General features: G+C 57.6%; 15 protein-coding genes. 8 read left to right on the top strand and 7 right to left on the bottom strand.

All coding sequences use genetic code 11. The features are described from left to right. Positions 1-182 precede the first annotated feature (182 nt). From BN874_RS19090 to BN874_RS19080, 3 genes are all read left to right on the top strand, one after another. Positions 183-794: a 2-hydroxychromene-2-carboxylate isomerase gene (locus BN874_RS19090; protein ID WP_034435946.1), complete on the top strand. Its 612-nt coding sequence runs from the start codon at positions 183-185 to the stop codon at positions 792-794. Positions 795-846: 52 nt separating this feature from the next. After that, on the top strand, positions 847-1,314 hold the full coding sequence (locus BN874_RS19085) for a flavodoxin family protein (RefSeq protein ID WP_034435945.1): 468 nt from the start codon (positions 847-849) through the stop codon (positions 1,312-1,314). 135 nt (positions 1,315-1,449) lie between these two features. Beyond that, the gene (locus BN874_RS19080) at positions 1,450-1,986 is read left to right on the top strand and encodes a disulfide bond formation protein B (RefSeq protein WP_081756529.1); all 537 of its coding nucleotides are present in this window, start codon (positions 1,450-1,452) and stop codon (positions 1,984-1,986) included. Between the two features lie 187 nt (positions 1,987-2,173). Here BN874_RS19080 and BN874_RS19075 read toward each other — a convergent pair whose 3' ends face one another. Genes BN874_RS19075 through thiD form a run of 4 tightly spaced genes read right to left on the bottom strand, consistent with a single transcriptional unit; the run spans position 2,174 to position 5,537 of the window. Continuing rightward, entirely contained in the window at positions 2,174-2,782 is a 609-nt protein-coding gene (locus BN874_RS19075; protein WP_034435944.1) for a Uma2 family endonuclease, read from the bottom strand. A gap of 15 nt (positions 2,783-2,797) precedes the next feature. Further along, the gene (hemL, locus tag BN874_RS19070; protein ID WP_034435943.1) at positions 2,798-4,075 is read right to left on the bottom strand and encodes a glutamate-1-semialdehyde 2,1-aminomutase; all 1,278 of its coding nucleotides are present in this window, start codon (positions 4,073-4,075) and stop codon (positions 2,798-2,800) included. 11 nt (positions 4,076-4,086) lie between these two features. Then, positions 4,087-4,713, bottom strand: a complete 627-nt coding sequence (thiE, locus tag BN874_RS19065; protein WP_034435942.1) for a thiamine phosphate synthase — start codon at positions 4,711-4,713, stop codon at positions 4,087-4,089. After that, on the bottom strand, positions 4,710-5,537 hold the full coding sequence (gene thiD, locus BN874_RS19060) for a bifunctional hydroxymethylpyrimidine kinase/phosphomethylpyrimidine kinase (protein ID WP_034435941.1): 828 nt from the start codon (positions 5,535-5,537) through the stop codon (positions 4,710-4,712). The genes thiE and thiD overlap by 4 nt, the downstream gene beginning before the upstream one ends. A 131-nt stretch (positions 5,538-5,668) precedes the next feature. Here thiD and BN874_RS19055 point away from each other — a divergent pair, with 131 nt between their 5' ends. Continuing rightward, on the top strand, positions 5,669-5,839 hold the full coding sequence (locus BN874_RS19055) for a rubredoxin (protein ID WP_195912233.1): 171 nt from the start codon (positions 5,669-5,671) through the stop codon (positions 5,837-5,839). Between the two features lie 11 nt (positions 5,840-5,850). Next, on the top strand, positions 5,851-6,381 hold the full coding sequence (locus tag BN874_RS19050; RefSeq protein WP_034435939.1) for an O-acetyl-ADP-ribose deacetylase: 531 nt from the start codon (positions 5,851-5,853) through the stop codon (positions 6,379-6,381). Positions 6,382-6,460: 79 nt separating this feature from the next. On the opposite strand, the gene BN874_RS19045 is transcribed toward BN874_RS19050, so the two are convergent. Together BN874_RS19045 and fusA are read right to left on the bottom strand one after the other, a co-directional pair. Continuing rightward, positions 6,461-6,838, bottom strand: coding sequence for a hypothetical protein (locus BN874_RS19045; protein WP_034435938.1), 378 nt, complete (start codon positions 6,836-6,838; stop codon positions 6,461-6,463). A gap of 214 nt (positions 6,839-7,052) precedes the next feature. Next, entirely contained in the window at positions 7,053-9,095 is a 2,043-nt protein-coding gene (gene fusA / locus BN874_RS19040) for an elongation factor G (protein WP_034435937.1), read from the bottom strand. A 255-nt stretch (positions 9,096-9,350) separates the two neighbouring features. Here fusA and BN874_RS19035 point away from each other — a divergent pair, with 255 nt between their 5' ends. From BN874_RS19035 to BN874_RS19025, 3 genes are all read left to right on the top strand, one after another. Beyond that, positions 9,351-10,322 (top strand): transglycosylase SLT domain-containing protein, encoded by a 972-nt coding sequence (locus tag BN874_RS19035; RefSeq protein ID WP_081756528.1) that lies wholly within the window; start codon positions 9,351-9,353, stop codon positions 10,320-10,322. 340 nt (positions 10,323-10,662) lie between these two features. Beyond that, positions 10,663-11,436: an SIR2 family NAD-dependent protein deacylase gene (locus BN874_RS19030; RefSeq protein ID WP_034436058.1), complete on the top strand. Its 774-nt coding sequence runs from the start codon at positions 10,663-10,665 to the stop codon at positions 11,434-11,436. Beyond that, a complete protein-coding gene (locus BN874_RS19025; protein ID WP_034435936.1) occupies positions 11,433-12,194 on the top strand; it encodes an alpha/beta fold hydrolase in 762 nt (253 codons plus the stop codon). Before BN874_RS19030 ends, BN874_RS19025 begins: the two co-directional genes overlap by 4 nt. A 32-nt stretch (positions 12,195-12,226) precedes the next feature. Here the strand turns inward: BN874_RS19025 and BN874_RS19020 are convergent, their stop codons facing one another. Beyond that, complete coding sequence (locus BN874_RS19020) at positions 12,227-13,006, bottom strand: amino acid ABC transporter ATP-binding protein (protein WP_034435935.1); 780 nt, start codon at positions 13,004-13,006, stop codon at positions 12,227-12,229. Positions 13,007-13,016: the final 10 nt, after the last annotated feature.

Below are 13,016 nucleotides of genomic sequence, written 5' to 3'. Positions count from 1 at the left end.
GCTTGCGAGTTCTTGTTTTAATCAGCCCCTCGTTGTTGATAGACATCCCCGATTAAGGCGTTGATATTTCCGTGCAGTGGCTTCATAGCGGGAAAGCGCCTGTCATGGTGAGCGTTTCCCCATTCACGGCAAATGGTGCTCGAACGCTTCTAAACTGCAACGCCGGACATTAAAGACCCATCATGGCAACTATTGAATTCTGGTTTGATTTCGCCAGCACGTATAGCTATCCCGCAGCAGCAAGAATTGAAAGGCTGGCGTGTGAGAAAGGGATTTCCGTGATCTGGAGATCATTTTTGTTGGGGCCGATCTTCCAGCAACAAGGCTGGAATGATTCACCGTTCAATATCTACCCCACGCAGGGTTGCTACATGTGGCGTGATCTCGAACGTATCTGCGCAGATTTGGGTATACCGTTGCGGCAGCCGTCGGTGTTCCCGCGCAATAGCGTACTGGCCGCACGGGTCGCCTGCTGTTTCGCATCGGAACCCTGGCTCCCGGAATTCGTGCGGCACGTCTTCTCTGCCAACTTCGCCGACGATCAGGATATCTCCAATCGTGCGGTCATTGAGGGGTGTCTCGACCGTGTTGGCGTGCCGGGCGCCGAGAAAATCGAACAGGCCTTGATGCCCGCCAGCAAGAACTTGCTTCGGGCGCAAACCGAACACGCGGCGGCCATCAGCGTATTCGGCGCACCGACCTTCATCGTCGATCACGAGATTTTCTGGGGCAATGATCGGTTGGAGCAGGCAATGGCATGGTGCAAATCGCCTGGCCTCAATCCACCCGCTTAATGTTGTATCTTCCTGTAAAATTTTAACTTTTTATTATTATCCGAGCGCTGTTATGACAGAATCGCGCAAGCATTTGCTAATGGTCTATCACTCTCAGACCGGTCATACCCGGATGATGGCGCAGGCGGTGCTGCGTGGGGCACGGCGGGTTCCAGAAGTCGAAATACGGCTGAAAAGAGCCTTGCGCGCTGGCCTGGACGATCTGTTATGGGCGCATGGCCTCTTGCTGGGGACACCGGAAAATTTCGGCTACATGTCCGGGGCGTTGAAGAATTTTCTGGATCGCACTTACTATCCGGCGCAGGGCAAAATCAGCGGGCTGCCCTACGCGGTCTTTATCAGCGCTGGCAACGACGGCATCGGAGCGCTGACCAGCATTGAGCGCATTGCTCGGGGTTATCCGCTCAAACCAGTGTGCGACCCGATTATCGCCCGGGGCGAACTCAGCACCGAAATTCTGCAACATTGCGAGGAACTGGGCGAGACGATGGCTTTGGGGGTGGCGTGGGGCATTTTCTAAGCGAGCGGTTGCGTGGCTGGATCGGTCGATTCCAAACTCCCACCGCCCGCCGATTGCTACTCACGAATGGCGTATTCGGATCGCTGATTTGATCCGCTGATCCGATTGAAATCCATACCTTTATTGGGAAAAACCATGCAAGACTTGCAAGTGTTCAGTGATTCCGTGTCGGAACGGTTCGGGGCGTCTTATCTTCGACGGCTGAATGGGCTAGGCTTTCTAATTTGCGTGGGCGGATTGGGTTTTGCCTACTACGCGCAGTTTTACTTGAGGCTGGAGCCGTGTCCGCTGTGTATTTTCCAACGGCTGGCGCTGTTGGTGGTCGGGTTGGTATTTCTGGCGGCGGCCCTTCATAACCCACGCGGTTGGGGTGCGAAGGTGTACGGTTTGCTGCTGGGTTTGGGTGCGGGTATCGGTGCGAGCATTGCCGCCCGGCAGATTTGGTTGCAGCACCTGCCACCCGATGAAGTGCCGCGTTGCGGGCCAAGTCTGGATTATATGCTGGAGGCTTTCCCATTGACCGAGACGATCCGCGAGGTGCTGACCGGTTCCGGTGAGTGCGCTAAGGTCGATCTCCTGCTGGGAGTGAGTATGCCCGTATGGACATTGCTGCTGTTTGTCGGCGTGGGCGTGGTGGGCGTGGTCGGTAATTGGCGGCTGCGTCGTAGTTGACATCCTCCCCGCCCTACGCGGGGGCAGGCTCTGAAGGACGGGGATGCCTCTGTAGAGGGTATGATGCCCCACACCGAGAACACTGAATGTTCTCTGATCTCCCCTTGGCCTTGCGGCCAAGGTGGCGCAACAACCCACCGGCGACAGGTGGGCCGATACGGCCCTGCTTTTGAACGCGATTAAGATTTTACCCGCCTATCCTCGGATGAATGTTTTCGCTGGAATCGGGAAAAACCACACGCTCATACACTTCAGCCAGCGGTAACCCATAGCCAATAGTGGCGATTTCGACTTGGGCGTCCAACCCATCAGCAGCGGAATAGAGCCATTGCCCATTGGCTTGCCGGCGGTAGTGTTCGATACACGGCTTGTCCTGAGCGACCAGCACATAGTCAGTGAGCGATTCCAGCGCACGGTAATGAGCAAACTTGTCGCCCCGGTCATACGCTGCCGTGCTTTCGGACAACACTTCAATAATCACCGTGGGATTGAGCAGCGTGTCGAGTTGTTGGTCATCGAACCGTGATTCGCCACAGGCGACTACCAGATCCGGGTAGGTGTAAAGACCGGTAGGATTGACCTTGACCCGCATGTCACCGGCGAAGGGTTCACAGGGCTTGCCCTTGAGTCGGGAATGCAGCATTGCGACCAGGTTAATAGTGATACGGTTATGGCTGCGGCTGGCCCCGCTCATCGCGTAAATATGGCCGTTGAGATACTCGCTCTTGGTTTCGGCTTTGCGTTCCAGCGCCAGATAGTCGGCGGCGGTGATGAACTGCTCAGCAGGTCTGGACATGGTGGATCCTCCGAATCAAATACGGGCGAACACCCGCCGGGCAGCGGCAATCGTCGCGTCAATATCCGCCGTGCTATGCGCCGATGACATGAATCCCGCCTCAAACGCCGATGGCGCCAGATAAACCCCCTCAGCCAGCATTCCGTGGAAAAACGCCTTGAAGCGTTCAACATCGCAGGCAATGGCTTGGGCGTAACGGGTCACGGTTTCACTGTTGAAAAAGAAGCCGAACATCCCGCCGACGTGATTCGTCGTCAACGGGATGCCTGCTTCACCGGCAGCAGCGACCAGTCCATCGCATAACCGGCGGGTTTTGGCGGCGAGTTCAGTATGGAAACCGGGCGTAGAAATCAACTTCAGCGTTGCTAGGCCGGCGGCCATCGCCACCGGATTGCCCGACAGCGTACCGGCCTGATAGATCGGTCCCAGCGGCGCCAGTTTTTCCATGATCGCCCGCTTGCCGCCAAAGGCGCCGACTGGCATTCCGCCGCCGATAATCTTGCCGAGCGTAGTGAGATCCGGGGCGATGTTATACAACTCTTGTGCGCCGCCCGCTGCCACCCGAAACCCGGTCATTACTTCATCGAAAATCAGCACACTGCCATAGTGATCACAAAGCTCGCGCAAGCCTTCCAGAAAACCGGGCACCGGTGGGATGCAGTTCATATTGCCGGCGACCGGTTCGACGATCACGCCCGCAATCTGTTCGCCAATCGCTGTAAACACTTCCCGGACCTGAGCGAGATCGTTGTAAGTCAGGGTCACGGTGTATGCCGCCAGCGCCGCTGGGACACCGGGCGAAGTCGGTATTCCCAGCGTCAGTGCGCCGGAACCGGCTTTAATCAGCAATGAATCGGAATGGCCGTGGTAGCAGCCCTCAAACTTGATAAGGGTATCGCGGCCGGTAAAGCCACGCGCCAGTCGGATGGCGCTCATGGTGGCTTCGGTGCCGGAATTGCACATCCGCACCAGACCCATGGACGGTATGAGTTGCCGGATTTGGCGCGCCATGACGGTTTCAATGGCGGTCGGCGCGCCAAAACTCAGGCCGTCGGCGGCTGCTTCCTGCACCGCACTCACCACGGCAGGATGCGCATGACCGGCGATCATCGGTCCCCAGGAACCGACATAGTCAATATAGCGGCGGTCATCCTCGTCATATAAATAAGCGCCCGCGCCGCGCTTGAAAAATATCGGGGTGCCGCCGACGCCGCGAAAGGCGCGCACTGGCGAATTGACGCCGCCGGGAATGTAGTTCTGGGCTTCGGCGAACAGGGTTTCGGAACGGGTCATAGCGCAATTCCTCAAGTAAACAGGGCGGCAAAACGGCGGGCGGCAGTTTGAATATCGGGTTGGGCGAACACCGCGCTAACCACCGCCAGCACGTCGGCACCGGCGTCCAGCAGCAGTGGCGCGTTATCAGGCGTGATGCCACCGATAGCGACGATGGGCACGGTCAACACCGCCCGCGCTTCCTGTAGCAGGGTGATCGGTGGGCGAATTTCATTCGGCTTGGTCGGCGACGGGAAAAAAGCGCCAAACGCGACCTGATCGGCGCCAGCCCGCTCAGCGGCTAATGCCAAATCCAGCCGGTCGTAACAGGACACACCGATGAGGGCGGTTTCGCCTAAACGGTCGCGGGCCGTAGCGAGCGATGGATCGTGTTGGCCGAGATGAACGCCCGCTGCACCGACCTGAAACGCCAGTTCTACATCGTCGTTGACGATTAGGGGCACCTCATAACGCTGGCACAGAGTATTCAAGGCTCGTGCCTGTATCAGCCGCCGCGCTGGATCCGTACTCTTATCACGGTACTGAATCAGTCGGGCGCCGCCCAGAATGGCCTGCTCGACCGCATGGACCAGGCGATCATCGGGTAGCAGCACCGCATCGGTGACCGCGTATAGACCGTGACAGGAAGGTTGGTTCATGCCTGACCTCGGGCAGCAGTGGCCCAAAACAGCCGGTTGGGGAGCCATTGCCCGCCGCCGGCTGGATAGCCTGCTTGCAGGGAACGCCAAGTGTAAGCTTGAGCGTGATGAATAGCGGAGTGAGGAACATCTGAGTGGAGTTCTCGGCCTTGGGCCAGTAGTGCCGCGATGGCAGCGGCCAGAGTGCAGCCAGAGCCATGATACTCGTGGGGTAATCGCGGCCAGCGCCAGCTTTCCAACTGCCGATGATTGCCATACAGAGTGTTGATAACCTCAGCGCCGGATTCATGCCCGCCACTGATCAGTACATACCCGCAGCCCCGTGCCAATAGCGCCATGGCGCAGGCGCTGAGTGTGTCAGCTTCCGGCGCCAGTCGGCGGGCTTCGATGCTATTGGGCGTCAGTATGGTTGTCAGTGGTAGCAGCAAATCCTGAATCGCTTCGATTAGCTCCGCTCCGGCCAGTTCGGTTCCGCCACCGGCCGCCAGCACCGGATCAAGCACCACCGGAATATCGGGATGGGCAGTCAATAACTCACGCAGGGCAACGGCATTTTCGGCGCTACCGATGACCCCGATTTTGAACACCGCTACCGGCATGTCCGCCAATATCGCCCGTGCCTGAGCGAGGATCTGCTCTGGGCTGACCGGCAACAACGCCTGAACATTATGGGTATTCTGCACCGTCAGGGCGGTGACAACCGGCGCGGGGTGACAACCCAGACTGACCAGAGTTTCAATGTCGGCGGCGAGACCGGCTCCACCGCTGGGATCATTGCCGGCTAAAGTCATCACGACGGGGAAGGGCGGGAAAGCAGGCTGCATCGGGCCGATACTCCGAACGGGTGGATAGAAAGGATTGCGAATGGCCGGATTCTAACAAACGCTGCGGGTTTTTCGGGATGCGCCAGTGTGGGACAATCGCCGCCGCCAAACCCTTGCCAACAGAAAGCGTGATTCCAATGAAAAAATACATGTGTTTGATTTGCGGGTGGATTTATGATGAAGAAAAAGGCTGGCCCGACGATGGCATCGCACCGGGCACCTGCTGGGACGATGTACCGCTGACTTGGACCTGTCCTGAATGCGGCGCCACCAAGAATGATTTCGAGATGGTTGAGATTTAGCAGAGACTGACATGAGCGTTGATCCCGGTCGAATTCAACTCACTTCGGGCGATATTACCCAGTTACGGGTGGATGCCATTGTCAATGCCGCCAACTCTTCGCTGCTGGGCGGCGGCGGCGTAGATGGTGCTATTCACCGCGCTGCTGGACCGGAACTGTTGGCAGAGTGCCAAACCTTGGGTGGATGCAAGACGGGTCAGGCCAAGCTCACTCGCGGTTACCGCTTGCCGGCCCGCTCTGTCATTCACACGGTCGGGCCGATCTGGCAGGGTGGCGCTGCGAGTGCGCTGGAATTATTGGCGGCCTGCTATGGCAACAGCTTGAAATTGGCGGTGGATAACGGGATTCGCACCCTCGCTTTTCCTGCCATCAGTTGCGGTATGTACGGTTATCCACTGGACCAAGCGGCGTATATCGCGGTGCGGGAGGTCATGGATTTTCTGGCGAAGGATGACCGAATCGAGACGGTCTATCTGGTGTGTTTCGGGGAGGAAGTGCGCCAAGCGTATGAACAGGCGCTGCAAACAATGCGGGGTGGATGAAAAATCGGCAAACCTCGCATCCAGTATGCTGGAGCGAGGCTCAGTTCACCGATTGCTGTTGTTGGCGAAAGCGAGAGCGCTAGAGTCGGATTAGAACGGGACGGCTGGGATCGCCACCGTTTTCGATGATTATTAGCGGCGCTACCCGTAGTCCGGCAGGTAATTCCCCGGATGGGGCGCTATTCCCATGGGGAGAGCGTGGGTTATGGGTCTGAGTTTGCCGTTCCGCTTGAAGCTGGCGCACCGCATCAGCCAGCATCGCCGCCAGCATATTTTCGGCGTGGGACCGCCAGTATGCTTGGTCCGTGGTGGCGACACTTTCGGTGGCATGGGTGGTGCTGGCCGAAGGCAGGGGGTAATACAGCAAACCCACCAGCAGCACACCGGCGATAGTGAACAAGGAGGCAGTCAGCAGGTAGGGAATAAAGTTTCTGAGGTTGCGGAGGGTGTTACGCATGACTCACCTCGGGCGATACGAGTGGAAAAATTAAGTTTTGTACAGCTTTTAAGTAAATTTATACAAGGAATTTCAGTAAAGTCAAGCATAAAATGCAAAGTTAATGTACAAAGTTTGTAACCCGGTTGGTCACTGGGTTTTTGCTGCGCTGGCATTGAATAATCGCCCTTAGCCCCCCTCCCGGAGGCGGGCGAGGGACGTCTTGGACGGCTGATTAACTTTCCAACTGCTTCTTGTACGCGGTGTGCAGCTTTTGCTGGATGTCGCTGGGCACCGGATCGTAATGACTCAACTCAATGTTGTATGAGCCCAGGCCACCGGTCATGGATTTCAACTGTGACTCATAGCCTTCCAATTCCGCTTGGGGAACCTGCGCACTGATGATGCTCATGCCCTGCGATCCAGCGTCCGTACCCACGATACGACCGCGCCGGCTGGACAAATCGCCGGTGATTGCGCCTACGCAGTCGGCGGGCGCCCGCACTTCCAGATTGATGATCGGTTCCAGAACGATGGGTTTGGCTTTGCTGACGGCATCCAGAAAAGCCTCGCGTCCGGCAGTAATAAAGGCGATTTCCTTGGAATCCACCGGATGGTATTTGCCGTCGGTGGCGATAGCGCGCACATCCTGTACTGGATAGCCGGCGATGATGCCTTCGTGCAGGGCTTCGCGGATACCTTTTTCCACAGCGGGCAGGAAGGAAGTCGGGATAGTGCCGCCCACCACTTCGCTGACGAACTCGAAGCCGGCGTCGCGTGGCAGCGGTTCGATGCGCAAGTACACCTCGCCGAACTGACCCGCGCCACCGGTTTGCTTTTTGTGGCGGTGATGGCCCTCGGCGGGCTGGCCGATGGTTTCCTTATAAGCGATCTTGGGCGGTTTGGTTTCGACTTGCAGGTTGTAGCGTTGCTGCATCTTTTCCAGGGTGATGCGCAAGTGCAGATCGCTCAGGCCGCGCAGCACGGTTTCCTTGGTATGAGTGTTGTGTTCCAGCGCTAGACAGGGGTCTTCCTCCAGCAGTTTGTGCAGGGTATCCGACAGTTTCTGTTCATCGCCCCGGGTGGCGGCACGGATCGCCAGGCCGAACAGTGGGGTCGGGAAAATCAGCGGGCGCAGGTGAATCTGATCTTCATCGTGGGAATCATGCAACACCATGTTGTGATGGATTTCATCCACCTTGGCTACGGCACACAGGTCACCGGGGACGCCAACCGCTACTTCGGGATGTTCCTTGCCGTGGATCTGGAACAGGTGGCTGACCTTGAACGGTTTGCGGCCGTCGCCGATGAAGAGCGAGCTGTCCTTGGTGATCGTGCCCTGGTGAATACGGAAAATGCCGAGTTTGCCGATGAACGGGTCAATCAGCACCTTGAACACATGCGCCACCACATGTTGCAGCGGGTCGGGAATCGCGTACAGTCTCTCGGTTGTTGCCCCCGTACTCTTCAAAAAAGGTTCGGGATTGCCCTCGATAGGGTTGGGTAGCAACCGGACAAAAATATCCAGCAATTCCTTGATACCCACCCCAGAACGGGCAGAAACGAAGCAGATCGGAATCAGGTGACCCTCACGCAGCGCCTTCTCAAACGGCGCGTGCAATTGTTCCGGTTGGAGGTCTTCACCCTGTTCCAGATACAGCGCCATCAACTCTTCATCCACTTCAACCACTTGATCAATCAAAGCGGAGTGGGTGGCGGCGACGCTGGAAAAATCGCTTTCTCCAGCGGGATTAAAGAAGCAGTCCACCACCCGGGTGTTGTTATTGGCCGGCAGATTGATCGGCAGACATTCCTTGCCGAAGGTGTCCTGAATCTGGTTTAGCAGAGCAGGCAGATTGACGTTCTCGGCATCGATCTTGTTAACGATGATCATCCGGCATTGCCCGCGCTCAGCGGCGCGGTCCATCATCCGCTGGGTGATCGCCTCGATGCCGGTTTGGGCGTTGATGACTACCGCCACCGTCTCCACCGCCGGCAAGGCAGCAATCGCCTGGCCGATGAAATCGGGAAAGCCGGGGGTGTCGATGAGATTGATGTGGATACCGTTGTAATCGAGATTTGCCAGAGCAGCATCCAGCGAGTGCTGATGCGCTTTTTCCTGCGGATCAAAATCGCAAACGGTATTGCCTTTTTCCACGGCGCCGGGTGCGGGGAGCTTGCCAGCATGGTAAAGGATGGATTCCACCAAGGTGGTTTTTCCAGCCGCGCCATGTCCAGCCAGAACGATATTGCGGATGGATTCGGTGGTGTGACTCATTTATGGCCTCCTGTCGCTAGGATTCGGTACGGTATAATTTTTAAGTCAAACGATCCGGTACGAACTGGGAAAGTTTACAGGACAGGTAGGGGTTTCTCATGTTGGCGTTGTCATTTTTTTGCAAAGCTCGCCGCACAGCGTGGAAGTTCCGGTTTGGCTTCGCCCTACAAGAATTTGGAGCGTCGGTTAGCGGCTGGAACCAAAATTGCCTAGGATGCGGACAGGACAACAACGGTACTACAGGAAACTGATTGGATGAGAGTACGAAACTGTATTGGATTCTGGTTACTCACCGCTTGCGGGGTCAGCGGGTCGGTAGCGGGTATTGCACCCGATTGGCTCAAACTGATCCGGGAGACCCCGACCGTGCAAGTGGAATGGGCAACGCGCTACGAGCACGGCGAGGGCTTGCCGCAGGATTATGGCCGGGCGATGCAGTTGTATTGCGCCGCTGCCCGGCGGGGTCACGCCTTGGCGCAGTATCAACTGGGCTGGATCTATGCCAACGGTCGCGGCGTGGCACGGGATGATGTTCAGGCGGCGGCCTGGTTCCGGTTGGCGGCGGCGAAGGGTGATGCGCTCGCCCAGCGGATGTTGGCTCGACTGGACGATCCGGCCAAAATCAAGCCAGCGAATTGCGTCGAACCGGTGGACCCGACGCCCAAACCGCCGCTGCAACAGTTCGCCTCCCGGTCGAGACCCTTCTCGCCGGAACGGGCCAAAGTTGAGGCGCTGGTGAACCGGATCGCCCCGAGTTATGGTTTGCAGCCGGCGCTGGTGCTGGCAGTGATCGAGGCTGAATCCAGCTTTAACGATCAGGCCCGCTCACCCAAGGATGCCCAAGGGCTGATGCAGTTGATTCCCGCGACTGCCGAACGCTTCGGGGTGCAGAATCCCTATGATCCGGTGCAGAATCTGCAAGGCGGCATGGCGTATCTACGCTGGTTGCTGGCGTATTTCCAGGGTGATGTCCGCCTGACCTTGGCTGGTTACAACGCCGGTGAGGGCGCAGTGGTTCGTCATGGTGGCGTTCCGCCTTATGCGGAAACCCGGGCCTATGTCGAAAAAATCACCCGCGTTTACGGTCAACTGGCGCACCCTCCGGTAGCGGCGGTGACCCGACCGGCGGTTCTAAACCGACCACCGTTTGTGTCTGCGTTAGCCTCACCGGTGGTCACTCCGTCAGCGCCGTCCTCGCTGCTGATAACCACAGCCCGCAAGCCTTAGTTAACAGGACTTTCGCTTTCCGTCATTCCCGCGTCAGCAGGAATCCAGTAACCCGCTGAAAAACTGGATACCCGTTTTCACGGGTATGACGACGCAAGGTTTATTAGCGAAAGTCCTGGTTAAAACTGACATTGTTCAGCTATTAAGAAAAAATTGGTTCTTCGAGGATTCTTGTGGAGCCGGCCTTGAGAGGCCGGTCTGGGCCTGCCAAGACGGCTAGTGGCTCGGTATGCACCTTTGTAAATCAATCGGTTGCTTAAGAATCTCCAACTATTAGACACATTTTTGTGGCATAAAACACTGGTTTCCATAAGAATCCTCGAAGAACCATATAATGGTTATGAACCCACTCCTGATTCCCACTGATCTTGTCACCCGGTTGCGCACCGCCCGCCGGGTCGCTGTATTAACTGGCGCCGGTATTTCCGCCGAGAGCGGCGTACCGACTTTTCGCGAAGCGCAGACCGGGCTGTGGGCGCGCTACAACCCGGAAGAGCTGGCGACGCCGGAAGCTTTTCGGCGCAATCCCAGGCTGGTTTGGGAATGGTACGCCTGGCGGCAGGAGCGGGTGCGGCAGGCTGAGCCGAATGCCGGTCATTACGCTCTGGTGGAGATGGAACGCCGGATTGCTGAGGTTGCCTTGATCACGCAAAACGTGGATGGTCTGCACCGCCGGGCCGGTAGCCAGCAGGTGGTGGAATTGCACGGCAACCTGTTCCGGGTCAAGTGCTTTGCCGAGGACCGTCCAGTAGAAAATTGGCCGGAGAGCGCCAACATCCCGCCACGCTGTCCACACTGCGGCAGTTTGTTACGGCCCGATGTGGTCTGGTTTGGAGAAAGTCTAGCGGCGAGTGCGTTGCGGGTAGCGGAACAGGCGGCGGTAACCGCTGAAATTTTCTTCAGCATCGGCACGTCGGCTTTGGTCTATCCCGCCGCTAATTTGCCCTTCACCGCGCTGGCCGCCGGGGCGACCGTGGTGGAAATCAATCCGCAACCGACCCCGCTTAGCCCGCAGGTTACCTTTAGCTTGAACGGACCCGCCGGGGTGATTCTGCCCCGCTTGGTCGAACAGGTATGGGGCGACGCCGTCGGGATCAGCGAGTGCCGCTTATGAGCCTGTTCACCGCCCGCCCCGAACGAATGGCGCTCGCCAATGGCGTCAGCCTCGCCTATCACCGCAATCCGGGCATCGGGCCGGGCGTGATGTTCCTTGGCGGTTTCACCTCGGACATGACCGGGATCAAGGCAACCACGCTGGAACAGTGGTGCCAGAAACGCGGCCAAGCCTTCGTGCGCTTCGACTATTCTGGTCACGGCGCGTCCAGTGGCCAATTTGCGGAGGGAACCATCGGCGGCTGGGCGGCGGAGGCCATCACCGTGCTGGATCGGTTGACCGAAGGGCCGCAACTGCTGGTGGGTTCCTCAATGGGCGCATGGCTGATGCTGCTGGTCGCGCTGGCGCGCCCGGAGCGGATCGCCGGTCTGCTGGGTTTGGCCTGCGCCGCTGACTTCACTGACTATCTGTTGTGGGAGCGGCTTGACGACCGGTTGCGGGATCGCTTGCAGCGCGACCGAGTGATCACGTTGCCGTCGTCGTATGGCGAACCCTACATCATTGCCCTGAACCTGATTGAAGAAGCGAAGCAGCACCAGTTGCTGAACCGACCGGAACTGCCGATCCGTTGTCCGGTGCGGTTGATTCATGGGATGGGCGACGCCGATGTGCCGTGGCGGATCAGTGTACAGGTAGCGGAGAAACTCAGCAGTCCTGATACCCGGCTGATTCTGGTCAAGGATGGTGAACATACCTTATCGCGGGAATCGGATTTGCGACTGTTGACCCGCACCTTGGGCGAGATGCTGGCCGGTTAGCGAACGAAAGCGCAATTGGTTTCGGCTTACCTCTAATGATGCAATATCTGGCTCAAAAACAGCTTGGTACGCTCGGATTCGGGGTTAGTGAAAAACTGCTCTGGCGGTTTCTCCTCAATGATTTCGCCGCTGTCCATGAAGATGACTCGATGAGCAACGGTTTTGGCGAAACCCATCTCGTGAGTCACGCAGATCATGGTCATACCGTCTTCGGCCAGTGTCACCATGGTATCCAGCACTTCCTTGATCATCTCCGGGTCCAGCGCTGAAGTGGGTTCGTCGAACAGCATGATCTTGGGATTCATGCACAGGCTGCGAGCAATAGCGACCCGCTGTTGCTGACCGCCGGAGAGTTGCCCCGGATATTTGCGCGCCTGTTCAGGAATCTTGACCCGCTCCAGGTATTGCATCGCCATCGCTTCAGCCTGTTTGCGCGGCAGCTTGCGCACCCAAATCGGCGCCAGTGCGCAGTTCTCTAATACCGTCAGATGCGGGAACAGATTGAAGTGCTGGAATACCATGCCGACCTCGCGACGGATTTGCTCAATCTGTTTTACATCGTTACTTAATTCCTGCCCACTGACCACAATCCGACCGCTCTGGTATTCTTCCAGCCGGTTAATACAGCGGATGGTCGTAGATTTACCGGAACCGGAGGGGCCGCAAATAACAATGCGCTCGCCTTTCTGGACGGTCAGATTGATATTTTTGAGAACGTGGAATGCGCCATACCATTTATGGACCCCTTCCATCTGGATCATGATCTCATTGGACAGCGGCTTATGGGCAGGAGTCGATAACGAATCGGGCATGACAAGATTT

Source organism: Candidatus Contendobacter odensis Run_B_J11 (genome assembly GCF_000531125.1).
Lineage (GTDB): Bacteria > Pseudomonadota > Gammaproteobacteria > Competibacterales > Competibacteraceae > Contendibacter > Contendibacter odensensis.
This window is presented reverse-complemented; position numbering and strand designations above follow the sequence as displayed.

What these genes read in the sequence shown, in the direction of transcription:
- BN874_RS19020 (WP_034435935.1), bottom strand. Translation starts at nt 13,006, where the DNA reads ATGCCCGATTCGTTATCGACTCCTGCCCATAAGCCGCTGTCCAATGAG.
- thiE (WP_034435942.1), bottom strand. Translation starts at nt 4,713, where the DNA reads ATGAACCAACCTTCCTGTCACGGTCTATACGCGGTCACCGATGCGGTG.
- BN874_RS19050 (WP_034435939.1), top strand. Translation starts at nt 5,851, where the DNA reads ATGAGCGTTGATCCCGGTCGAATTCAACTCACTTCGGGCGATATTACC.
- BN874_RS19075 (WP_034435944.1), bottom strand. Translation starts at nt 2,782, where the DNA reads ATGTCCAGACCTGCTGAGCAGTTCATCACCGCCGCCGACTATCTGGCG.
- BN874_RS19030 (WP_034436058.1), top strand. Translation starts at nt 10,663, where the DNA reads ATGAACCCACTCCTGATTCCCACTGATCTTGTCACCCGGTTGCGCACC.
- BN874_RS19035 (WP_081756528.1), top strand. Translation starts at nt 9,351, where the DNA reads ATGAGAGTACGAAACTGTATTGGATTCTGGTTACTCACCGCTTGCGGG.
- BN874_RS19045 (WP_034435938.1), bottom strand. Translation starts at nt 6,838, where the DNA reads ATGCGTAACACCCTCCGCAACCTCAGAAACTTTATTCCCTACCTGCTG.
- hemL (WP_034435943.1), bottom strand. Translation starts at nt 4,075, where the DNA reads ATGACCCGTTCCGAAACCCTGTTCGCCGAAGCCCAGAACTACATTCCC.
- BN874_RS19090 (WP_034435946.1), top strand. Translation starts at nt 183, where the DNA reads ATGGCAACTATTGAATTCTGGTTTGATTTCGCCAGCACGTATAGCTAT.
- fusA (WP_034435937.1), bottom strand. Translation starts at nt 9,095, where the DNA reads ATGAGTCACACCACCGAATCCATCCGCAATATCGTTCTGGCTGGACAT.
- BN874_RS19025 (WP_034435936.1), top strand. Translation starts at nt 11,433, where the DNA reads ATGAGCCTGTTCACCGCCCGCCCCGAACGAATGGCGCTCGCCAATGGC.
- BN874_RS19085 (WP_034435945.1), top strand. Translation starts at nt 847, where the DNA reads ATGACAGAATCGCGCAAGCATTTGCTAATGGTCTATCACTCTCAGACC.
- thiD (WP_034435941.1), bottom strand. Translation starts at nt 5,537, where the DNA reads ATGCAGCCTGCTTTCCCGCCCTTCCCCGTCGTGATGACTTTAGCCGGC.
- BN874_RS19080 (WP_081756529.1), top strand. Translation starts at nt 1,450, where the DNA reads ATGCAAGACTTGCAAGTGTTCAGTGATTCCGTGTCGGAACGGTTCGGG.